General features: G+C 35.9%; 21 protein-coding genes. 12 read left to right on the top strand and 9 right to left on the bottom strand.

From position 1 onward, the window contains the following. The first annotated feature begins 7 nt into the window (after positions 1-7). On the top strand, positions 8-1,003 hold the full coding sequence (locus tag CRS_RS00105; protein WP_142722069.1) for a prolyl oligopeptidase family serine peptidase: 996 nt from the start codon (positions 8-10) through the stop codon (positions 1,001-1,003). Between the two features lie 118 nt (positions 1,004-1,121). On the opposite strand, the gene CRS_RS00100 is transcribed toward CRS_RS00105, so the two are convergent. The 3 genes from CRS_RS00100 to CRS_RS00085 all read right to left on the bottom strand — a co-directional run bounded on the left by CRS_RS00100 (position 1,122) and on the right by CRS_RS00085 (position 4,284). Beyond that, entirely contained in the window at positions 1,122-1,574 is a 453-nt protein-coding gene (locus CRS_RS00100) for an adenylyltransferase/cytidyltransferase family protein (RefSeq protein ID WP_142722068.1), read from the bottom strand. A gap of 143 nt (positions 1,575-1,717) precedes the next feature. Continuing rightward, positions 1,718-2,740 carry a UDP-glucose 4-epimerase GalE gene (gene galE / locus CRS_RS00095; protein WP_142722067.1) on the bottom strand — a complete coding sequence of 341 codons (1,023 nt, stop codon included), beginning with the start codon at positions 2,738-2,740 and terminating at the stop codon, positions 1,718-1,720. A gap of 419 nt (positions 2,741-3,159) precedes the next feature. Continuing rightward, the gene (locus CRS_RS00085) at positions 3,160-4,284 is read right to left on the bottom strand and encodes a DegT/DnrJ/EryC1/StrS aminotransferase family protein (protein ID WP_142722065.1); all 1,125 of its coding nucleotides are present in this window, start codon (positions 4,282-4,284) and stop codon (positions 3,160-3,162) included. 89 nt (positions 4,285-4,373) lie between these two features. Here CRS_RS00085 and CRS_RS00080 point away from each other — a divergent pair, with 89 nt between their 5' ends. Then, positions 4,374-5,975, top strand: a complete 1,602-nt coding sequence (locus CRS_RS00080) for a S8/S53 family peptidase (RefSeq protein ID WP_142722064.1) — start codon at positions 4,374-4,376, stop codon at positions 5,973-5,975. A gap of 179 nt (positions 5,976-6,154) precedes the next feature. Here the strand turns inward: CRS_RS00080 and CRS_RS00075 are convergent, their stop codons facing one another. Then, positions 6,155-8,689, bottom strand: coding sequence for a phosphoenolpyruvate carboxylase (locus CRS_RS00075; RefSeq protein ID WP_142722063.1), 2,535 nt, complete (start codon positions 8,687-8,689; stop codon positions 6,155-6,157). Positions 8,690-8,981: 292 nt separating this feature from the next. Here CRS_RS00075 and CRS_RS00070 point away from each other — a divergent pair, with 292 nt between their 5' ends. Together CRS_RS00070 and CRS_RS00065 are read left to right on the top strand one after the other, a co-directional pair. Then, complete coding sequence (locus CRS_RS00070) at positions 8,982-9,386, top strand: hypothetical protein (RefSeq protein WP_142722062.1); 405 nt, start codon at positions 8,982-8,984, stop codon at positions 9,384-9,386. Between the two features lie 36 nt (positions 9,387-9,422). Continuing rightward, the gene (locus tag CRS_RS00065) at positions 9,423-10,028 is read left to right on the top strand and encodes a hypothetical protein (RefSeq protein WP_142722061.1); all 606 of its coding nucleotides are present in this window, start codon (positions 9,423-9,425) and stop codon (positions 10,026-10,028) included. A gap of 210 nt (positions 10,029-10,238) precedes the next feature. Here the strand turns inward: CRS_RS00065 and lpdA are convergent, their stop codons facing one another. Continuing rightward, a complete protein-coding gene (gene lpdA, locus CRS_RS00060) occupies positions 10,239-11,639 on the bottom strand; it encodes a dihydrolipoyl dehydrogenase (RefSeq protein WP_142722060.1) in 1,401 nt (466 codons plus the stop codon). A 99-nt stretch (positions 11,640-11,738) separates the two neighbouring features. Here lpdA and CRS_RS00055 point away from each other — a divergent pair, with 99 nt between their 5' ends. From CRS_RS00055 to CRS_RS00035, 5 genes are all read left to right on the top strand, one after another. Beyond that, a complete protein-coding gene (locus CRS_RS00055) occupies positions 11,739-12,146 on the top strand; it encodes a helix-turn-helix domain-containing protein (protein ID WP_142722059.1) in 408 nt (135 codons plus the stop codon). Positions 12,147-12,259: 113 nt separating this feature from the next. Continuing rightward, on the top strand, positions 12,260-13,423 hold the full coding sequence (locus CRS_RS00050) for an iron-containing alcohol dehydrogenase (protein ID WP_142722058.1): 1,164 nt from the start codon (positions 12,260-12,262) through the stop codon (positions 13,421-13,423). A gap of 239 nt (positions 13,424-13,662) precedes the next feature. Further along, complete coding sequence (locus tag CRS_RS00045; protein ID WP_142722057.1) at positions 13,663-14,124, top strand: lipocalin family protein; 462 nt, start codon at positions 13,663-13,665, stop codon at positions 14,122-14,124. A 66-nt stretch (positions 14,125-14,190) separates the two neighbouring features. Next, on the top strand, positions 14,191-14,847 hold the full coding sequence (locus tag CRS_RS00040) for a GDSL-type esterase/lipase family protein (RefSeq protein WP_142722056.1): 657 nt from the start codon (positions 14,191-14,193) through the stop codon (positions 14,845-14,847). Between the two features lie 10 nt (positions 14,848-14,857). Beyond that, a complete protein-coding gene (locus CRS_RS00035; protein WP_142722055.1) occupies positions 14,858-15,823 on the top strand; it encodes a tetratricopeptide repeat protein in 966 nt (321 codons plus the stop codon). 93 nt (positions 15,824-15,916) lie between these two features. Here CRS_RS00035 and CRS_RS00030 read toward each other — a convergent pair whose 3' ends face one another. The 3 genes from CRS_RS00030 to CRS_RS00020 form a co-directional block, all read right to left on the bottom strand. Beyond that, the gene (locus tag CRS_RS00030; RefSeq protein ID WP_142722054.1) at positions 15,917-17,269 is read right to left on the bottom strand and encodes a DEAD/DEAH box helicase; all 1,353 of its coding nucleotides are present in this window, start codon (positions 17,267-17,269) and stop codon (positions 15,917-15,919) included. Between the two features lie 161 nt (positions 17,270-17,430). Further along, entirely contained in the window at positions 17,431-17,940 is a 510-nt protein-coding gene (locus CRS_RS00025; protein ID WP_142722053.1) for a hypothetical protein, read from the bottom strand. Positions 17,941-18,028: 88 nt separating this feature from the next. Beyond that, positions 18,029-19,678, bottom strand: a complete 1,650-nt coding sequence (locus tag CRS_RS00020; protein WP_142722052.1) for an AarF/ABC1/UbiB kinase family protein — start codon at positions 19,676-19,678, stop codon at positions 18,029-18,031. 86 nt (positions 19,679-19,764) lie between these two features. Between CRS_RS00020 and CRS_RS00015 the strand changes: the two genes are divergently transcribed. After that, on the top strand, positions 19,765-20,577 hold the full coding sequence (locus CRS_RS00015) for a tetratricopeptide repeat protein (protein WP_142722051.1): 813 nt from the start codon (positions 19,765-19,767) through the stop codon (positions 20,575-20,577). Positions 20,578-20,700: 123 nt separating this feature from the next. Continuing rightward, complete coding sequence (locus tag CRS_RS24310; RefSeq protein WP_172616962.1) at positions 20,701-20,874, top strand: hypothetical protein; 174 nt, start codon at positions 20,701-20,703, stop codon at positions 20,872-20,874. A 56-nt stretch (positions 20,875-20,930) separates the two neighbouring features. Here the strand turns inward: CRS_RS24310 and CRS_RS00010 are convergent, their stop codons facing one another. Next, complete coding sequence (locus CRS_RS00010) at positions 20,931-22,433, bottom strand: carbon-nitrogen hydrolase family protein (protein ID WP_142722050.1); 1,503 nt, start codon at positions 22,431-22,433, stop codon at positions 20,931-20,933. Between the two features lie 900 nt (positions 22,434-23,333). Between CRS_RS00010 and CRS_RS24775 the strand changes: the two genes are divergently transcribed. Continuing rightward, a partial coding sequence (locus CRS_RS24775; protein ID WP_142722049.1) for a helix-turn-helix domain-containing protein occupies positions 23,334-23,523 on the top strand: 190 nt, incomplete at its 3' end.

Below are 23,523 nucleotides of genomic sequence, written 5' to 3'. Positions count from 1 at the left end.
ATAACCTATGAACCTATTTCAAAGAATTCTGCCAATACTACTGCTATCCTTTCCGATCTTTACCTTAGCACAGACGCCTGACAAACAAAAATTGAAAGAATACATTATTCCTGATAAAGGGGATACGGTACGTTTTTACATCCATACTGCAGATAATTTACCAAAGGAGAAAGTATTTATCTATCTGCAGGGAAGTGGTGATTTACCTATGGTAAATGGTGATGATGCAGAACCCTGCTGTTATAATAACTATCCCAAAAAATTAATGGCAGAGTTTCCAAAAGATTATGCATTCGTTTATATACAGAAAGTCGGACTGCCTTATTACTCAAAAACATTAAATAACTATACACCCTCCTCTACATTTATTCGCAGGAACAATGTGTCAGACAGAGCTGAAGTTGCCAATAAGGTTGTTAATTTCATAAAGAAAAAAATTTATCCCAATGCTAAAATAATCGCTGTGCTCGGCCATTCTGAAGGTAGTGATGTGGTAGCAAAACTGGCAACTCTCAATAAAAATATTACTCATATTTGTTTTTCAGCAGGGAATGCGACACCTCAGATATTTAATGACATACTTTTTACCAGAAGACAAATGCAGGAAGGAAAATTAAGTGCCAGCCAGGCCCAGGATAAAATTGATGAATTGATGAGGGGATATAATCAGATGTATCAGAACCCTGACTCGGTAAAAGATTATTTTAATGGCGATACCTACAAATGGAATGTTGCTATAAATGAACCTCCTGTAGAAAATCTTCTGAAATTGAAAATTCCTATCTTCATCACTATTGGAAGCCATGATGATAAGGTTCCTGTAGAAACCAGCGATTTAATTACTGCAGAATTTATCCGTCATAGAAAAACAAATCTGAAAAGTAAGGTCTATCTGAACTGCAATCATAATTTTGAAGAAATAAAAGAAGACGGAACCAAAATAAACCATTGGAAAGAAATGTTTTTTGACTTCATCAACTTTGTTGAAAAAGATTTTAAATAGAAAAATTTTAGAGAACATATCCGCTATGAACCGGCCTGTAAAATAAAAAACAGTTGTAAAGAGTTTTCTCTACAACTGTTTTTTATCGCGTGTAATTTTTAAATTATTTGTTAGAAAATTACTTTACAGGTTCTTTTTTTGTATCTTTTTCTTTTTCCGCTTCATAGATTCTTCTTCTAAGATCACTGGTAGAAAATCTGTGATCTCTTTTGTTGTAAAAGATCTCAATACCCTTTTCTTCACAGTATTGTTTGCCGGTAAAGTCTTTGTCCATATAATCATCTCCTATGATTCTTACATCAATCACAAAAGATTTTAAAATATCCAACAGATCTTCTTCTGTATAATAAGGAATGATCTCATCCACAGCATTCACTGCTTTCAGCTGAATATATCTTTCAACGATAGTCTGGCTTGGCTTATTTTTGTTGGGACGATCGTGAGATGGATCGATCTGAAGCCCAACAATTAAATAGTCACATACGGTTTTAGCTTCTTCAAGCATTTTAATGTGCCCTGCATGCAATAAGTCAAATGACGAAAATGTAATACCTATTCTCTGTGTCTTCATATTAATTTCTAAATTAAAACTTCACTGAAATAAATATTCTTAGGGAATTTTCAGGGAAGATGTTTTGTAATTTGTTTTATGATCTTTTAAATTATTATTTCATGTGATAATCAAATAATCAAATATTTTTCAATATTTGATCTCTATGAATTTCTGCTGCTTAAATATTTCTGCCATTCCCAAACCGTTCTCAAAGACTCTTCCAGGGACGTTTCAGACTTCCAGTTAAGTTCTTTCTCTGCTTTTTCAGGGTTGGCGTAGGCTATAGTAATATCCCCCTCTCTTCTGGCACAGATCTGATAAGGAACTTCTACATTATTGGCCTTTTCAAATGCTTTAACCACTTCCAGTACGGATGATCCTTTTCCTGTTCCAAGGTTATAAATATCAATCACTGTTTCTGCTGAAGAATCTTCTATCAGTTTTTTCAATGCTGCAACATGCGCTTTTGCCAGGTCTACAACATAGATATAATCACGCACAGCTGTTCCGTCTTCTGTAGGATAATCATCTCCCCATACATTTAATTTCTCACGCACTCCTGAAGCGGTCTGCATTACATAAGGTACCAGATTATTGGGAATTCCGATTGGCAATTCGCCAATTTTCGCAGAGGGATGCGCCCCAATTGGATTGAAATATCTCAATAACGATATTTTACTTTTATAGGCTTTTGCAAAATCAATCAGGATCTCCTCTCCCATTTGTTTTGTTTTCCCATATACACTTTCAGGCATTTTTAAAGGAGTATTCTCATCAATTGGCATTACATCTGCCTGCCCGTACACGGTACATGATGAGCTGAAAATAAAGTTTGAAATCTTTCTTTCTTTAAATTCCTGAAGAATATTAATCAAAGAAAATAAATTATTTTCATAATAATCCACAGGTATTACCTGGCTCTCTCCTACGGCTTTAGAAGCTGCAAAATTGATACATCCGTCAATCTGATGAGCATCAAAAACCTGATTAAGAAGTTCTTTTCTTCTCAGATCAAAAGGATAAAAAGCAGGCTTTACTCCTGTAATTTCCTCAATATTATTTAAAATAAACCTCTCCGTATTGGATAAATCATCAACAATAACCACTTCAAAGCCATTATTGATAAGTTCTACCACAGTGTGAGAACCAATATATCCAAGTCCTCCGGTAACAAGTATTGCCATTTTTATTTTTTAATCTTCGCTTTTTCCTATTTGTTCTATTTCATATACTCCGTCAATTTTTTTCACCTTAAAAACATTTACAATCAATAAACACAATATGAATATGAGTAAAAATCTAAAAGTAAAATGTTCCAAAACATAATATCCGTTTAAAAATCCAAACAATAAAGGATAACCTAAAACAATTATGGATAATAATAAACTGAGATTCAGAAACAAAATAGCTTTATCATATTTTTCAATCAGATTGACAAATGCAAATGAATTAATAACTAACGAAATAATAATAAGTAATGTTTTAAACAGGCTAAAGTCATTAAATATTTCAAGAATCCAAAATGCTGATATTATAAAAAGTAGTAAGCTGGTGATTACCGCTAAGTAGTATACCAGCTTATATTTAAATATCTTTCTTTTCATTATCCCATAAACTCAAGCACAGCATCCGTAATATACTTCAGCTGCTCTTCGTCTAATTCCGTATGCATGGGTAAAGAAATTACCTGATCCAAAAGTTTATCGGTATTTACAAAGTCTGCCGGATTGCTTTCCTGGAAGTATGCTTTTTGCTTTCTCAGTGCCACCGGATAATAGATCATTGCTGGAATTTCTTTTTCTGCCAAAAATTTCTGAAGTTCGTTACGTTTTCCGTTCAGGATTCTTAAGGTATACTGGTGGAATACATGGGTAGAATTTTCGGCTCTTTTAGGAGTAAGGATATTCGGATGTCCTGAAAATGCTTCATCATAAAAGTCTGCAGCTCTTCTTCTTGCTTCGTTGTAGGAATCAAGGTGAGGAAGTTTCTTTCTTAAAACCGCAGCCTGAATGCTGTCCAGACGAGAGTTTACACCTACCTCATCATGGTAATATCTTTCGTACATACCGTGGTTTACAATTCCTCTTAAACGGTGAGCCAGCTCATCATTATTGGTAAAAATAGCTCCTCCATCCCCGTAGCATCCAAGGTTTTTGGAAGGGAAAAAAGAAGTTGTTCCAACAGTAGACATCGTTCCGGCCTGTTTTACCGTTCCGTCAGAGAATGTATATTCTGAACCGATTGCCTGGGCATTGTCTTCAATGACATATAAATTGTGCTCCTCAGCAATTTTTAAAATTTCCTCCATATTGGCACACTGTCCGAAAATATGTACCGGGATAATTGCTTTTGTTCTTGGGGTAATTGCTTTTTTAATCTGATCCGTAGAAATTGTAAATGTATCATAATCTACATCTACCAGTACAGATTTTAACTTAAGCAGGTGAATAACTTCCACTGTTGCAGCAAAAGTAAAATCAGCTGTAATAATTTCGTCTCCTTCTTTCAGATCCAAAGCCATCAGGGCAATCTGTAGTGCATCTGTACCATTGGCACATGGAATCACGTGTTTTACATCTAAATAAGACTCCAATTCATTCTGGAAAGACTTTACTTCAGGACCGTTGATAAATGCCGCAGAATCCATTACATTCAAAACTGCATTGTCTACATCATTCTTTATTTTGTAATACTGACTCTGCAAGTCGACCATCTGAATTTTTTTCATATAAATAAATATTTCTGTAAAAATAAGGAATTTAAAATCCTATCAAAAATTTTATTGATTTTGTTTTTATCTTTATACAAATAAATTTTATGAAAAAACTTTTACTCTTTTGTTTCCTAACAGGTTATCTTACTGCTTCTGCACAGACAGAGCTTGTTTTTGTGCACTTCACAGATAAGCCGAATAAGGCTGCATTTTATGCAAATCCACTCTCAGAACTCAGCCAGAAATCACTCAACAGACGGACTATGCTGGGAATACCACTTAATGATCAGGATGCTCCCATTGAACAGTCTTATATTCAGAACCTGCAAAATTTAGGATTTACCGTTACAGATTATTCAAAATGGCTTAACGGAGCTGCCGTAAATGCCACTCCTGCACAGAAAATTTTGCTGCAGGCTCAATCTTATGTGTTATCAGTTGAGAGCTTTGCCCGAAACAATTCACCGGTATTAAAAACAGCACCCGGAAAATGGAAAGATGACGCAAGTATCAATAAAACACTCACCAACTTTAATTATGGTTCCGGTGCAGCACAAATTGATCAGGTTAATATACGACCGCTTCATCTGGCCGGATATACCGGAACGGGGATTTCCATTGCAGTGATTGACGCAGGATTTCCTACAGTGAATACAGGAACTGCTTTTTCAAGATTATGGACCGGCAACCATATCAAAGCAGCCTACGATTTTGTGACCAAAACCGGAGATATCTACAATACGACTCTCAGCACACATGGCACTGTTGTTTTAGGGACAATCGGAGGGTACCTCCAAGACACTTTTGTAGGCGCAGCACCTGATGCAGATTTCTACCTTTACCGCAGTGAAAATGCCACTGTAGAAATTCCTGAAGAGGAATTATATTGGATTGAAGCCGCTGAAGAAGCAGACAGAAAAGGTGTCGAAATTATTACCTCATCATTGGGATACAATGTTTTTGACGACAGCCGTTACAACTATACCTATGCCAATATGAACGGAAATACTTCTTTTATTGCCAGAGGTGCTGGTATTGCTGCTGAAAAAGGAATTTTTGTTCTTGCTGCCGCAGGCAATTCAGGGCAGCAGCCATGGCATTATCTTTTGACACCTTCTGATAATGCAAAAGTATTCTCCATAGGCTCTGTAGACGCTGCCGGAAATGCATCCGGATTTTCTTCTTTCGGGCCGAATGCTCTCGGGGTAGTAAAGCCAGACGGAAGTACCCAGGGAACAGGAACCACAACCGTTTACGACAATGCTACTTTAACAGTGAATGGTACATCTATTGCCACCCCCATAGCCGCAGGCGGTGTAGCATGTCTTATTCAGGCATTTCCAACAATGGATAGAGAACAGATGAGAACAAAATTAAGACAAACCGCATCACTTTACCCCTCACATTCAGATCAGACAGGTTACGGTATCCTTAATTTCGGAAGCTTATACAACCTTGTTCTGAATACTTCCGAAATGGTAAAAAAGGAAAAGCTTTCCATATTTCCCAATCCAGTTAAAAGTATCCTCAATATTGCATCAGAGCAGGAAATTCTGTCTTTAGAAATCTATGATAACCTGGGAAGGCTGATCAGAACAAGCAACAGGCAGAAATCCATAAAAGTGGAGGATTTTGCAAAAGGAACGTATTATCTGAAAATTCAGGTGAAGGATAAGGTCTTCTATGAAAAATTCTTGAAGGAATAACTATTTTGTCTTCCGCAGATTCAACAGGTTTTGTTGAATGTGCGGAAGATATTATTCTCAAACTGCATATCCTATGTTTTGGCTGAAGCCGAAGGATTGACTGATAAAAAAAAGAATGGGCTAAAGCCCATTCCTATTGATATAATATTGTACGATATGCACAAAAATTTCTTAATAATTTATGCAGAGTTTCTACTGGCATTAATATTTCCGAATAGTGAACGCGTTACAAGCTTTTCATAAGCTTCTTTATTTCCTTCCCCTTTCTGAATTTTCATTAAAGCGTACTGCTGGATACTCAGCAATGGAAGCACGATTTTTTCACGGATCTTCACTGATTTTCTGGACAGCGGATCTTCTTCCTGAAGCATTTTGAATCCTGTAAGCTCCAGCATAATATCTCTTGAAAGCTCATATTCATCAAAAAGGACATTCCAGAACGCTCCGAACTTAGGGTTATTTTTAATATAATAAGTCAAAGGAAAATAAGATTTGTTCATACTCATCATCGAATTCAAAACTAACGTTTTAAAGAAATCCGATCCTTTGTAAAGTTCCCTTACTTCTTCAAATCTACCTTGCTCTTTCATCTTTTGCATGGCATATCCGAAGCCGAAGAAACCAGGCACATTCTGCTTCAGCTGTGACCATGAACCTACAAATGGAATAGCCCTCAGATCTTCAAATTTCAGTTCACTTCCATTTCCTCTTTTTGAAGGGCGGCTTCCGATATTCGTTTTCCCATAATATTCAAGAGTACTCATCTCCTGAAGGTACGGAACAAACATAGGGTGTGCTTTCAGATCAGAATATTTCCCATAACTGATATCCGCCAGTTCTATAATTAAGGCTCTCTCCTTTTCTGTAAGTTCTTTTTTGGCATTTTTGAATACATCATTTTCAACCCCTGCGGTGAGAAGCTGTTCAAAGTTATACTTTGCCTGTTCTTTGTTTCCAAAAATACTGGTAATGGTTTGGCCCTGGATGGTCAGTTCAATCTTATTATTGGCAATTGTTTTTCCCTGAGAAGCATAGAAATCATGGGTCTTTCCTCCTCCTCTTGCCGGAGGTCCGCCTCTGCCGTCAAAGAATACCACTTTAATATTATTCTGCTCAGAAAGTTTTGTCAATACTTCTTTGGCCTTATAAATTTCCCAGTTGGCTTTTAAATATCCTCCATCTTTGGTTCCATCCGAGAATCCAAGCATAATCGTCTGCTGATTTCCCCGTTTTTGAAGATGTTTTTTATAAACAGGATTCTGATAGAGTTCATTCATCACCTGCTCAGCATTGGCAAGACCTTCCATGGTTTCAAATAAAGGAACAATATCCATATTGATATCTTCATCTTTATAACCGCATATCTTAAAGAATGCATACACATTCATGACATCTTTCACAGCATCCGAATTGGAGATAATATATCGGTTCATTCCTCTCAGTCCGTTCAGATTCTGAATGTCTGTAATCTGTGAAACGGTTAATAAAGTATCTTTCACAATATCTTCAAAATCTTCAGGATTTACTTTTTGTGAAATCTGAATGAGCTTATTGAATTTCTGATCATAATCAGCATCTTCACTTCCGTATACCTTTTCAAAAACCTCATCAATAACCTTCTGATGAATCCTGCTGTCCTGGCGGACATCCAATGTTGCAAAGTGAGTTCCGAAAATCATCACACGATCCCTGAAATTAACCAAAAGGTCTAAAAACAAAGAATTATGTTCATTGACCAATATTTTTTCCGCCTCATCAGCCTTCTTTAAAATATCATTGGCTGTAATGTTCTTTCCGTCAAAAATAGCAGCGTACAGCTCCTCGCTTAATTGCGTTAGGACTTCCGAAACACCTCTGAAACTTAATCTCCTTCTGATAAATTTCAAATGGCTGTAATAGGATTTCAGAATCGCTGAACGAAGTTCTTCCGCTACTCTTTTTGTTACCTCTGCTGTTACAAAAGGATTTCCGTCTCTGTCTCCGCCAGGCCAGAAGCCGAGCTGAATAATATCTTCATGAAGGTGAAAATGTCCGTTTCCGAAAGTTTTTTTGATCTTCGTAAACAGTTCACCAATGGTATCATAGTAAACATATCTCAGATAAGAAATAATACTTAAAGCTTCATCTATCGGGGTGGGTTTCTCTTTATTGACAAAAGGGGTTTTTCCCAACTGCTGAAGAAGCATATCAATCTGTGTAACAGAGTCATGGGTAATTGCTCCTCGTAAGTCCTGAATAATTCTCTGTACTGAGCTTGGATAAAACTGGGTAGGGTGTGCTGTAAACACAACTTTTACACTGAAATCTTTCAGTTTTTCCCGCACTTTTTCAATTTTATGATCCTGCAAAGAACGCTCAAAAAGGTTGGTTACGGTACCGTTGTCACTTTCAGAATGAAGGTTGGGAAAAGCCGCATCTTCAATACTGTCAAACAATACTACCTGTCTTTCTATATACTGAATAATTTTGAAAAGCAGTTCCAGTTTCTGCTCTTCAGTATGAAGGTCCGTATGGTTCTTAAAAAATTCTTCGACGATATTTTCAGGAGTTTTTCCTGCTTCATAGCCGGTTCTGCTTTCTTCATAAAGAAACGGAAGCAGCATTCCGATATTCGTCATTTTATCATAAGGCAGGCTCATAAATAATGAATTATAGATCTGGAATTTATTTTCCACGATCTGCCTGAATTTTTCTGCGCGTTGGTCGTGTATCATAATAACAAATGTAAGCGATTTTCAAATGAGTTGGATTGACAAATGACAAAAATTGAGACCAAAGTGCAAAAAATAACACTAATTTTCACTTTAATTCTTAGAAAAAGATAACATATACTTTTTTCACAATAATGAAAAGATAGAAATTAACATTGATGATTTTGATATCACAGATTACTACCTTTCACAGGTTTTGAAAATATTTAGAGACCGTTTTAATAATTCTGGTGTACTATAATTTTGATTACCAAATATTAATAATTAATTTTACTCTTTATACCATCCATAAACCATGAAAAAAACATTTATTTTCTTACTTATAACACTTCTGTTCATCTCCTGTGAAAAAGATTGTTACAATCCGCCGCTGCCTATTCTTTTTGAGTTTGTAAATTCCAACAATGAAAATCTTATTGCCAACGGGACACTGACCAATTATTCGGTTCAGGATGAAAACAATATGAATGTACAGCTAACCAAAACATCGGACAATAAGGTTATTCTGGAAAATGTAGGGGCCTATAATGGAACAAAAAAATATACATTTTATTCTGATATCAAAACCTTTGATTTTTCAATACAATCATCAGAATTTAAAGGAGGTTGTGACGGATATCAAATCAATAAATTAACTTTTACAGGTATAAATATTGATGTCACTGATGAAAAAGGATATTATAAGATCGTTTTGCAATAAATCCTGGCTTTGTTAAATTTGTAAAAAAACAACAGAATGAAAGTAGTATTTCTGACTTTATTTTTATCATGCGGTTTGATTTTCGGTCAGAAAGCTGTTCCTGCTGATTTCAAAAAAATCCCGGAAATCCTGGATAATATAGAACTACTCTATCCGTTCATTGTACCGGATAAAACTTACGCTTATTGGCGGGTGCTCAGCAATGATTCCGATTATGAAAAAGCAGTTATTTATGAGAGTCAGGCTCCTGACTTTATGACCATCAATGAGCCGGTTCCGGAAAGAGGCTTTTTCCAGAAATGTATGGGTAACAATTGTTTTTCATACATTCTGGCATGCAAAAATGAAAAACCGGTTTATTTTTCAAGTGAACAGCAGTTAAGAGACTTTATAGGGACAGTAGACAATCTTCCTGAAGCTATTTTACTGGCAAAAACATATGGCTATTCGGTAGATACCGGCAACCGTTTTACCGGATCCTATAAAATTGAGGACCATCATATCTTAATGTATCTGATGCAGTCCAAAGGCTGCCCGGCGGTAAAAGAATCTTTCTGGATTAAAATCAACAGAAAAACCGGAAAACTGGAGGCAAAAAGCAATGGAGTTTACGCAAAAGATGAAAACTGTTCTTCTTTGTAACTGACCCTTTTGAAAAATACCGAGATTTTATCTGAGATAAAATTGATGATCTCATTTTAAACCATTAAGATTTTTTAAGAGGATAAGAGTAGTTAAGAGAAACAGCTAAAATTATTTGTTGAGCGCTACCTTATTCTTCATCAAAGATGCATCTTAATTATTCTTATTGCCTTTATTGATCTTAATGGTTTATTTTCTGATGTATAAATTTTATATATTGACAGCTCCCTGTCCCGACGCTATCAGATAAGCTTCTTTAAGCGTTTCCGAATAGGTTGGATGGGCATAGGAAATACGGAACATATCTTCTGCGGTCACTTCATATTCCTGGGCAATAACACCCTGTGCAATCAGATCAGCCGCTCTGGCACCAATAATATGAACTCCCAATACTTCTCCATATTTCGGATCTACCAAAACTTTGGCAAAGCCATCCATATCCATTGAAGCCCGGGCTCTTGCACTGGCAGAAAACGGAAATTTCCCAACATTATAGGCAATATTATTTTTCTTGAGGTATTCTTCGGTATATCCTACTGAGGCCACTTCCGGCCAGGTATATACTACTGAAGGAATACGGTTATAATGAATATGGCGCTTTTGTCCATTAATGGTTTCAACGACAAAAACTCCTTCTTCTTCCGCTTTGTGCGCCAGCATTGCGCCGCCGATCACATCGCCAATAGCATAGATATTGGATGCTGAAGTCTGATTTTTTTCATTCACTTTAATAAAGCCTCTTTCATCAAGCATTACATCTGTATTTTCAAGCCCAAGACCTCTCACATAAGGACTTCTTCCTACTGCTACCAATACATAATCTGCCTCCAGCTCGCCTTCTGTTCCATTTTGATCTTTAAAAAAGACTTTAGCAGCAGAGCCTATATTTTCTGTTTTATAAACGCCCTGCTTAAGACGGATATCTATTCCTTCTTTTTTAAGAATTTTCTGCAGACTTTTCCCAAGCTCATGATCCATAGCCGCAATCAGGTGATCTGCATATTCCAGAATGGTCACTTTCGTTCCGATACGGTTGAAAATAGACGCCATTTCCACACCGATTACTCCACCGCCGATAATTACCATAGATTCAGGCTTCTCCTGTAAAGACAATGCTTCTGTAGAAGTGATAATTCTCTGCTTATCAATTTTCACCCCCGGAATGCTTGATGGCTTTGAACCTGTTGCAATGATGGAGTGCTGTGCAGTAATCTCTTTTACTTCAGAATCGCTGATAATTTTTATCGTGGAATTATTGATAAAGCTTGCTGTTCCTTTAAGCCTCGTAATTTTATTTTTATTCATTAAAAAGTCGAGACCTCCCGTATTTTTTGAAACGACATCTGCTTTTCTCCTGTACATCTGCTTAAAATCAAGCTCTATTTTGTCCAGTCTGATGCCATGTTCATTAAATTTTTGCTGTGCTTCTGCATAATGATGGGTACTATCCAGTAAGGCCTTAGTCGGAATACACCCCACATTGGTACATGTTCCTCCCAATGTATCATATTTTTCTATGATTATTGTTTTATATCCCAGCTGTGCACTTCTTATAGCGGCCACATATCCACCAGGTCCTGAGCCGATTACGGCAATATCATAATGATCCATTTGATGTATTAATTTTTTATGATTAAATTTACTTGCAAAATAAAAGCAAAATTAAAACAAACACTTTCATTTTGCAAGTATTATTTTAAAATTAACAATATGAGTAAAAAAAGATCCGGCTGCCCGATCAGCTGTTCTCTCGAAATCTGGGGAGATAAATGGTCTCTGCTCATCATAAGAGATCTTATGCTGAAAAAGGAATGCACGTATGGTGATTTTCTGAAGGCTGATGAAAAAATAGCAACAAATATTCTGGCGTCAAGACTTCAGAATCTGCTGGATCACGGGATTATTGATAAAAAAGACCATCCTGACAGCAAACTGAAAAGTTTTTATTTTCTGACACAAAAGGGAGTCGATCTTATTCCTGTGATCGTTGAAATCAATCTTTGGGGAGACCAGTATCTCACCATTCCTGATGACAGGAAAAAGCTCCTTGAAGAGATAAAAAAAGATAAAGAGGGATTTATTAAGAGAGCAAAAGCCTATCTTCTATCAACTGTTTAATAGGCAGACAGCATCATAGCTTTCATAAAATTGAGTAATAGCAATTTTAAAATTTCATTAACTCATTTTTCCTTTTTCATTCCGTAAATTTGGAATAAAATAAATTTAGAACAATGCTTAATTTCGAGTTTAAAAACCCAACAAAAATACTTTTCGGAAAAGGTGAAATCACCAAAATTTCCAAAGAAATCCCTAAAGATGCCAAAATATTAATGATTTATGGTGGCGGAAGTATCAAAAACAATGGGGTGTATGACCAGGTAAAAGAGGCTTTGAAAGATCATGTGCTGTATGAGTTTGGCGGAGTACCTGCCAATCCTGAGTATGAAGTATTGCTGAATGCCTTAAACTTTATCAAAGAAAAAAATATCACTTATCTTCTTGCGGTAGGCGGTGGTTCTGTGATTGACGGAACGAAATTCCTTTCTGCAGCAGCCTATTACGATGGTGAGCCTTGGGATATCCTCAGAAAATCGGTACGAACTTTTGAAGGGGAAGGAATGCCATTCGGAAGTATTTTAACACTTCCTGCAACCGGTTCTGAGATGAACTCCGGATATGTAATCTCAAGAAGAGAAACACATGAAAAACTTTCATCAGGAGGGCCGGGACTTTTCCCTCAGTTTTCTGTGCTGGATCCTGAAGTAATCAGATCTATTCCAAAAAATCAAATCGTGAATGGAATTACGGATGCTTACACCCATGTTCTGGAACAGTATATGACTGCTCCTTCTTCTGCCGACCTTCAGGAAAGAATTGCAGAAAGCATTCTGATCAGCCTTCAGGAAACGGCTCCTAAAGTATTGGCTGATGATTTCAGCTATGATGCTGCCGGAAACTTTATGTGGTGCTGTACAATGGCCCTGAACGGACTGATCCAGAAAGGAGTGATTACAGACTGGGCAGTACACGCCATGGGTCACGAGCTGACAGCTTATTTTGGTATTGACCATGCAAGAACGCTGGCCATTATTGCTCCATCCCACTACCGCTACAATTTTGAAGATAAAAAGGGGAAACTGGCCCAGTACGCAGAAAGAGTCTGGGGAATTAAAGACGGAAGTGTAGAGGAAAAAGCAGAATTGGGTATCAAAAAACTGGAGGAATTCTTCCACAGTCTTCACATTAAAACCAAACTTTCTGAATATACAGAAGATTTTAAAAGCACTGCAGAAAAAGTTGAAAAAGCTTTTACAGAAAGAAACTGGCTTGGACTTGGAGAATACAAAAAGCTGACTCCTCAGGATGCTTATAAGATTGTAGAGATGAGTTATTAATGGACTCAGGATGCATGTTTCTGGGTACGGGGTTTGAGGTTTGAGCTACGTTATTCTGAGATTCGGATGAATGTGTTTATATTTATTTTCAAGTTGAAAATATATAACCCAAAACTCGTATCTCGTATCACAGCATTCATAAAATTATTTAATTTACAAACATTTGTTTAAAAATTCGTTATTTCATTATAAATATTTCAAATTTATTTATATTTTAGCATATTCTTAAATTTGTGAAAATGAAAAAACAGCTACTTTTATTTGCCTTTTCTGCCATTGCGCTTACCTCTTGTAAAGATGACAATCTTGAAGCTTACGATATGGATATCATGAAGGGAGATTGGAAAGAGGTTAAAAGAGAAGTGATCTCTGGGAAAGATAATAAAACAGTGCTTTATACTGAAACGTTAACAGGATGTGCTGCTAAAAATACTCTTTTCTTAAGAACGGATTATTACGTAAGCTATACAGCATATACAGGAGAAGGAGCAAACTGTACTCCTACAGTGAAAAACGAAGGAAGATATACTTACGATGCTGATTCAAAAATTATTGGAATTAAACTTGGAGATGATGCCTCAGTTAATTACAGAGTAGATATTCTGACAGGCAAGGATTTAAAACTTGCTCAGCAATCAGGAATTTTTGATATGGACGGAGATAAGATTCCGGACATTCCTTATGTTACTTACAAAAGATAAATCATATACTCCCGTTAAACCGGGAGTTTTTTATTATTTTTATATCTGAATTTAAAACTGAATATAATGAAGAAGATTCTATCAGCATTTCTATTGCTGTATTGTACGATTGTCTTTTCACAGGAAAAGAAACCCATGTATTGGCAGGACATCCAGGCGTTTAAAAAACAGGACCAGCAAAATCCACCACCCAAAGATGCTATCCTGTTCATCGGAAGCTCATCATTTACAAGATGGACTGATATTGCAGATTATTTTCCTGATAAAACAATTATCAACAGAGGATTTGGAGGTTCCAGGCTTACGGACCTCAATTATTTTGCCAATGATCTCCTGGCTCCATATCAGCCCAAACAGATAATTATCTACTGTGGAGAAAATGATTTTGCTGACAATCATCAGCTAAAAGCAAAAGTAGCAGTGAGCCGGTACAAAGCTTTCTACAAAAAAATACGTGAAAGATTTCCTGATATTGAAGTAGATTATATCTCAATGAAATACTCGCCGAGCAGAGAAGTGATCTGGCCACAGATGAAAATCGCCAATAAAAAGATTGAAGCTTTTATGAAAAAAGAACCTAATGCTGAATTCATTGATGTTACTAAAGCAATGGAAGATGCTAACGGGAATGTAAGAAAAGATATTTTTGTGGAAGATATGCTTCACTTTAAGCCGGAAGGATACAAGATCTGGACGAAAGTGATTACTCCTTACCTGAAATAAACTAAAACCTATGATAAAAAAAACAATAACCATTTTATTTTCTGTTTTACTCTATTCTTTTTCATTTTCTCAGGAGAAGCCCAATGAAAAAACAGTTCTTCGGGAACTTTCAGAAAACGCATGTAAGTGTACTGATTCCATTGCTTTATCTAACAGAAAGAAGGAAGATATCATTAAAGATGTTCATGGATGTATTGATAAATACACAGGTGCTCTTCAAATTTCAACACTTTTGAAAGGAGCAGAAAAACAATCTGAAAACGCACCTGAAGTAAACGGGAAAAAGCAGATCAATCTGACATTTAATACCAATAAAAATTCACAGCAGTATAAAGAAAGCTATAATGAACTTGAGCGCTATCTGATGCAAAACTGTGAGAGCGTAAAGAGAGCTACTACAACTTCAGAAACCAGTTATGACAAGTTCTCAAAGAATAATACAGCACTTGATTTATACCAGAAAGCCATTGACGCATCCAAACAGGAAAACTGGAAAGAAGCAATCCAGAACTATGAACAGGCTGTAAAGATTGATCCGAAATTCATTTATGCATGGGACAACCTGGGAATCTGCTACAGGAGAGTTGAAGAATATGATAAAGCTCTTAATGCTTATAAACAGTCTTTAGCTATTGACCCTAAAGGCAAAATGCCTTTACAGAATATAGCCATCACTTATGTCTATAAAAAAGAATATCAAAAAGCAATTGATGCATATGGGGATTTTGACAAAATGTATCCCGGCGATCCGGAAGTTTATTATGGAATGGGACAAGTTTATTTTACCCACCTGAAGAATAATGAGAAAGGTCTTGATAATATTTGTAAAGCATACAGGATTTATTCTGAACAGAAATCGCCTTACCGATCAGATGCTGAAAAAATGATAGGCTATATTTACAAAAGTATGAAAGAAGAAGGTAAAACTGACAAGTTTAAAGAAATCTTGAAGAATAACAATATTCAATTTGATTAAAAATTGTTTAAATTTATTAGAATATTTAAATTCAAATAAGTTTAAACGACTTCAAAAATAAAAACGATTCCTTTTGCGGGAATCGTTTTTATTTTATTTCTTTCTTTTTGATTTTGATTTTGCTTTCTGCTGGGCTCTGTTTGCTCCGAACTTTTTGGGTGCTTTTCTTTTAGAAGGTCCTCCCCAGTTTTCTTTTGTATTTTTAGCTTTCTTCTCGTGGAATGCTCCTCCTCCTTCGTTCAGTTTTACCTGTACAGGATTTTTCATCACCACTTCGTCTTTTTCGGAAGCTATTTTATTAGGATTGATTTTAACGCCTTCCGGGAAATCATTAAATTTCAATTCCTTATCCATTAACAGTTCAATATCAAGAATCAGAGGTTCTTCTTTTTTGGTAACAAAAACCAAAGCTTTTCCTTCTTTATCCGCTCTACCCGTTCTACCGATCCTGTGGATATACTGCTCAGGAATATCAGGTGTCTCAAAATTGATAACATGGGTAATATTTGAAATGTCAAGACCTCTCGCCATTACATCTGTGGTAATCAAACCTCTGATCTCTTCATTTTCAAATCTTTTCATCGCTTTCAGCCTGTAGTTCTGCGATTTATTAGAGTGAATCACATCAAACTGTTCAGGGAACAGCTCATCAATCTTAGTGAAAAGCAGATCAGCATGTTTCTTATTATTGTTAAAGATCAGCACCTTAGACATATCTGTATCTGTCTTCAACAAATGTTCAAGCAAGTTGATTTTAGTATTGAAGTTTTCTACTTTATAACCAATCTGTTCAATTTTTTCAAGTGGTGTTCCTGATTTAGCCAATGAAATTTCTATCGGACTGGCAAAATACACGTCCAGCATTTCATCTACTGCTTCTGTCATGGTTGCTGAGAAAAGAATGTTCTGCCTCTTCTCTTTCATCATTTCAAAAATATGGCTAAGCTGTGGTCTGAAACCTAAGTTAAGCATTTCGTCAAACTCGTCAATGATCAGCTTCTGAACTTCTTTCAGAGAAATTGCGTTATCTATGGAAAGGTCCATCACTCTTCCCGGAGTTCCTACCAGGATATCACATCCGTCATTGAACAGCAATTTCTGGGTATTGATATTTTTTCCACCATAAACTCCGATTACTCTTGCCGTAATATTTTCTGTCAGTTTCTCAAGAATTTCAGTTACCTGTACTACCAGTTCTCTGGTAGGAACCAGCACCAAAACAGTTGGATTTCCTGTCTTGCTGTATTTCCATGTTTTAAGAACGGGTAAAAGATATGCTAGTGTTTTTCCGGTTCCGGTCTGTGCAATTCCCATTACATCTCTTCCTGAAAGAATAGGTTTTAAGCTCTTTTCCTGAATCGGGGTAGGTTCAAATAATTCCAAATCCGCTAAAACATCAAGAATTTTAACCGGCAGGTCAAAATCTGCAAAAGTGAGTTTTTCCATTTTGCAAAGATAGGTATTTAATTTTTTAGTATAGAAGCAGAAGGCCGGAAGCCGGAAGATTATCAGCTGCCCTGTTTACGTTTTTGAATTTATTGGTTAAACAACTGATGATTATTCAAAGTTATTTCTTTCCTCTCGCAGCATCCATCCAGCTATTTTACTCAATTCACCTTAACACTTTCACTGATAATTTTAATATCATCATCTATCCATTTGCTTGAGGTAATAATGACATAGCCTTTCTTTTTAGGATCTTTTTTAATAGGAAATTTATCTTCTTCCCACTGGTTACAATGAGTTGAAATAGAGGGTAATAATGGTTTCCAGCCTGTTTTACTGAAAGTATATACATAGAACGGATGCCAGCAGCTGGTACACCAATTCGGGTAAAATCCAATCTCTTCTTTCCCGTCACCATTAAGATCACCTACATTATACAGGCTCCCCTGGTTTGCAGGGGTAACCGTTATAGAAGGGATATTTTTATCGCTGAAATAGATAGTAGTTTCACATTTTCCTTCACATTCCTCACCACAGTCGCTGACTTTTGTATAGGCATATTCTTTTGTTCCGTTTCCGTCAAAGTCTCCCTGAAGTTTCTCTTCGCTATTTTCCTGAGCCGTACAAAAGGAACTCAATAATGTAAATGCAGTTATAATAAGTGCTTTCATTGTGGTCGTGGTTTTCAGATATGGAATTTGACGGATGATTTTCGGGTTACGGGTGCAATATTTATAGAGTTTACTTTAAAGTTTGAGCTTACTTTCTTGTAACCCGCAACAAAAGTATTAAAACTAAAATTACTGAAAAAATAAAGCCTAAAACTGCTATCAGAGACAGTTCTCCAATTCTCGGGCCGGATTCTGAAGTAAAAACTATAGCCGTTGCAATAATATTCGCTCCTAAAACCATAGCCAGAATCAGATTAATTACACTGGATTTAATAAGCTGATTGGTCTTCTCTATATTTTTGATCTCACTGGAAACCGTAAATTTATTTTCATCAAGCTTTTGGAGTACAGAACGGAGTTCTTTTGGAATTTCATCTACATTATCCGTAAAATTCATCATCCGGTCCATCCCTGTTTTTAAAAGATTCTTTGGGTTGATTTTTTTGGTGAAAATCTTTTTGGTATAAGGATGCAGACTTTTCACAATATCCAGATCAGGATTGATATTTCTTCCTACCCCTTCTATCAGGCTTATTCCTTTAAATAAAAGATAGAAATAATCTGGCATATAAAGCCTGTTGTCTTTCAGAATATCCTTCATCTTGTTGAGGATCACCTGCACATTGATATCCTGTAATGATGAACTGTGAACAAAATTCAGGATATCCTCCACATCATTTTCGAACCTGCGTTCATCAGGAATTTCATAGCTGACTGCCATTTTCTTAAGATAGCGGACTATTTTATGGGAATTTTTGGCAACAAAACTTACGATAAGGTTTTCCAGAATTTCTTTATCATTGGGCTGAATTTTCCCTACTGCTCCAAAATCAATGAAAACGATTTTGCCATCTTTTTTCACTAAGATATTTCCGGCATGAGGATCAGCATGAAAGAATCCGTAATCCAAAATCTGAGAAACAAAAAGCCTTAATCCTACTTCAGAAACCTTTACAGGATCAATACCATTCTCCAGAAGAACTGATTTATCCGTAACTTTTATCCCATCTATGAATTCCATACAGAGAATATTGTTGTTGGAAAATTCTTCATAGACTTTTGGAACATAGGTCTCTTTATTATTCTTAAAATTAAGACGGAACTGCTGGATATTATTTCTTTCATTGATCAGAGAAACTTCTTCAAGCAATGATTTTTCAAACGTAGAAATAGCTTGTTTCAGATTAAGTTTCTCTCCTATTTCCGAATAAGTGGATATCAGTTTTTCAATATCTTTGATTAACAGTAAATCATCCTCAATTACTGACTGCACGTCAGGTTTTCTTAATTTTAGAATCACCGGACTGCCATCCAGTAAAACCGCTTTATACACCTGTGCAATGGAAGCTGTTGCTAAAGGCTTTTTCTGAACTTCAAGGAAGTAATCTTTCACAGAAATATTAAACTCACTTTCCAGTGCTTCTTCTACATCCATATCTACTGTTTCCACTTTGTCCTGAAGTTTCTGCAGTTCCTGAATAAGTTCCGGTGGCAGCAAGTCTTCCCTGTTGCTGAATGTCTGGCCGAGCTTTACAAAGGTAGGTCCCAGCTCTTCAAGAGCCAGTCTTATTCTTTCATAAACGGTTCCTTTTGAAATAATTTCATCTGAATTGCCTGAAACGTCCTCCTGCTTATTCCCTCCGTTCATTCTCGCCAGAAGATCTTTGAATCCATATTTACTCAATACGGAAATCAGTTTTGCGGATCTCTTCAGTTTTCTTTGCTGCTTGTCAAACATAGTGTATCAATAGTAGGTGCAATTTACTCCAAAAACTGTTCCTATTTTTATTAAATTAGGGAACTTAAAACTAACTACCATTACTTATGAAAAAAACTTTTACTTTATTGTTCTCGATTCTTACCTTCTGCATTCTTTCGGGACAATCCAACTATAGCCAAGGGTACAAAGAGTACGACAATCAAAATTTTCAAAAAGCCATATATTACTTTAACAAAGCGATCGATACCAGAGAAAATATTTCTGATTCTTATTTATACAGAGGGATGTCTTATCTGTATTTATATGATGCTGAAAAGTGCAGGGCAGATTTTGATAAAGTTCTGGAATTAGATCCTAAAAATAAAATGGTTTATACTTTTTACGGTAAGTATTATTCATTAACCAATCAGTTTGCCAAGGCTGTTGAAAGTTATACTATTGCATTGGAAAGAATGCCTGATGATTATAGATTATATGGTGAAAGAGGAGCTGCTAAAGCTGAACTCGGGATGTATAGTGAAGCTCTTGCCGATGCTGATATCTCTGTACAAAAACAACCAAAAAATTACAGAGGGTATCTGAACCGGGGTTATGTTAAAATGCGTATGGACAAATATGCTGAAGCCGTTGAAGATCTCAGCACTTCATTAGCGGTTCAAAAATCAGAAAAAGGTTATGAACACAGAGGAATGGCGTATGCCTTATTAAGAAAGAATGATGCTGCATTGCAGGATTTTGAAAAGGCACTGGAATATAATCCGAATAATCCTCTTGTTCTATATTATCAGGGAGAAGTTTTATTATCTTCAGGACAGCAGGAAAAAGCCTGCAAAAGTTTTATAAAGAGCAAACAGCTGGGGAATGACAGCATTGATGATGTTATTTCTAAAGCCAAATGCCAGGAGGTCAAAAATTAAAAATAACAATACATAATCAAATTTTAAAGAATTAAAAATATTCATAATAATAAAAAAATATCATTTCTCATAAAATTTAATATATTTACAAGGTACAATAAAACAAACTAAAAGTATTAGAACATGAAAAATTTACGTAACAACAAACTTTCAAGAGAGCAATTAAAAGGGATCGCAGGAAGCGGTCTTAGTGGCATTACTATTCCAAACTGCTCTAACGAGTGCTGTCCTACTGACGGAAGACCAAGATGCCCAAGACTGATCTGTCCTGCGGTAGTTTGCCCTCAGTATGTTTAATGTATTAAAAAAAATTTTAGGTAAATAAAAACAGAATGCATCAGCATTCTGTTTTGTTATTTAAGATAGGTTTCATACAGATCTTTCCGGCGGTCTTTCATCACCTGTACAGAACCGTTGTGATGGAGATCTTTTAACAGATTCAGGTCTACGTCTACAATCAGGGTCATTTCTGTATTGGGAGTTGCTTCTCCTTTCACCGCATTGGATGGAAAGGCAAAATCGGAAGGGGTAAATACGGCAGCCTGCCCGAACTGAATATCCATATTGTTTACCTTAGGAAGATTTCCTACACAACCTGCAATCGCTACATAACATTCATTTTCTATAGCTCTTGCGGCAGCACAGTGGCGTACTCTCATGTAAGCATTCTGAGTATCTGTAAGGTAAGGAACAAACAGAATTTTCATTCCCTGGTCAGCTAAAATTCTGGGCAGTTCCGGGAATTCAACATCATAACAGATCACAAGACCTATTTTTCCGCAGTCGGTATCAAAAACTTTTATTTCATTTCCTCCTTTCATCCCATAGTACCTTTTTTCATTCGGAGTAATATGAATTTTTCTATATTCATCCATACGGCCATCACGGTGAAGAAGGTAACTGACGTTGTAGAGTTCATTATTTTCAAAAACGGGCATACTTCCGGAGATAATATTGACATTGTAACTGATAGCCAGTTCGGAAACTTTATTCTTAATCTGTTCAGTAAGTTTCGCCAGCTCTATCATACTGTCCCTCTCCGAAAGATTATTAAACGGAGCCAGTAAAGGGGTATTGAAAAGTTCCGGAAACAGCACAAAATCCGATTTGTAATCCCCCATCACATTGACAAAAAATTCTACCTGTTCATAAAAAGCCTCTATATCTTTAAAATGCCTCATCTGCCATTGAACGAGCCCAAGCCGTATAATGCTGTCCTGCATCGTATTCGGTCTTTTGCTGTAATAGATATTATTCCATTGTAAAAGCACGGCATTTTCTCTGGAAGCTTCATCTTCGGGAAGATATTTTTTCAAAACCCTGATGGGTAAAAAGTTATTGGAAAGCTGGAAAGACAATACCGGATCATAGATCTCCTTATCTCTCACTTTCCGTATATATTCCCTGGGAGAAAGCTCGTGACTGTATTTATGATAGCTCGGAATTCTTCCTCCAAGAATAATTGATTTTAAGTTTAACAATTCGCAGAGTTCTTTTCGGGCGTCATAAAGCCTTCTTCCAAGGCGCAACTCCCGGAACTCAGGATCTACAAAGACTTCTATTCCGTACAGAACATTCCCTGTTGAAGAATGGGTATTGAAGGTATAATTTCCTGTAATATCGCTGTAGGTATGATCATCCCCAAATTCTTCATAATTGACAATAATGGAAAGTGCCACTGCCGCCAGTTTTCCATCTACAGTAATACAGATTTGTCCATTGGGAAATATTTTTGTGAGTTTATCGATACTTTTTTTGGACCATATAGATTCCGACATCTGTGGGTAGGCCCTTTTCATCGTTTCTGCCAGCTCATCATAATCCTGAAGGGTCAGGTTTCTTGTTTCTATTTGCATTTGATGTAATTTTACTTAAATTTAGGGAAAATATTTGATTTGAATCCTTACAGGAAAGCACTTTCCAACCATTTATATAAAATTTAACAGTGGATATCACCCCGATCATACGAAAAGCAATTGATTCAAATAACAACTGGAAACATTCTGCTTTCACCTCCGTAATAGAGCTCCTTTCATCTCATTACGACATTGATATAGAAATCGATACAGAAAAAATTGCTGTCCTGAGTCTGAAAAATAAAACAATCGGATATATCTGTTTAAATTATCCTTTGATATTTATTGAAAGTGAATATGTTTTACAAGTAAAAAATTTTCTCTACACATTTAATAATGTAGAATATATTATTGTTGATACCATATTTAACCAATACTTATTAATAAATTCTTATATTTATAATTCTTATTTTGAATATATGGAAAACTTAACTACTTTTTCTGCTGAGGATTTTTATTTTTATAATGTAAATTAAGAGTTATACTCAATTTTTAAAGAACTAATATAAAAGCCTTCTAGCTAATCTATAATTTTATTACAACTTTATTTTATCAATGAAGCCATATGCATTAACCTCAGCTATAAGTATCACAATTATTTTTATTTTACGATTTTTTTATCCTGATTCTACGACCAATATCTCGCACAATTTAAACTTGTTTTCAGAATCTGAAATAAATATTCACAACACCAAAAGCTTCATTTACTTTTATTTAGTAGGAGCAACGTTACTAAATTATCTTATTTTCCATAAGCATATACTATTCAAGATGGTATATTCTTTATTGATTATTATCAATCTTATCCTCATTGTTTTTTCATTAAAACAGTTTTAATAAAAAATCCCGCCCAAATGGACTGCCCCCAAAAAGTTAGACACTTTTTAGGGGCATTTTTTTATGTATAGAAAAGAAAAATTTAGCGTTGCTTTCAAGCTAGAATGTATTAATCTTCACAAAAATTCTCATTGTTCAATTAAATCTATAGCAACAGAGAAAGGATTTAATGAAAGCAATCTGCGCAAGTGGATTGGTTTTTATAACAAGTACGGAATCTCGGGACTATACCCTCGAAAAAACATGAGTTATT

Source organism: Chryseobacterium sp. ON_d1, assembly GCF_006829085.1.
Classification (GTDB): Bacteria; Bacteroidota; Bacteroidia; order Flavobacteriales; family Weeksellaceae; genus Chryseobacterium.
The sequence above is the reverse complement of the archived record's forward strand: the minus strand, read 5'-3'. Positions and strand labels throughout refer to the sequence as shown.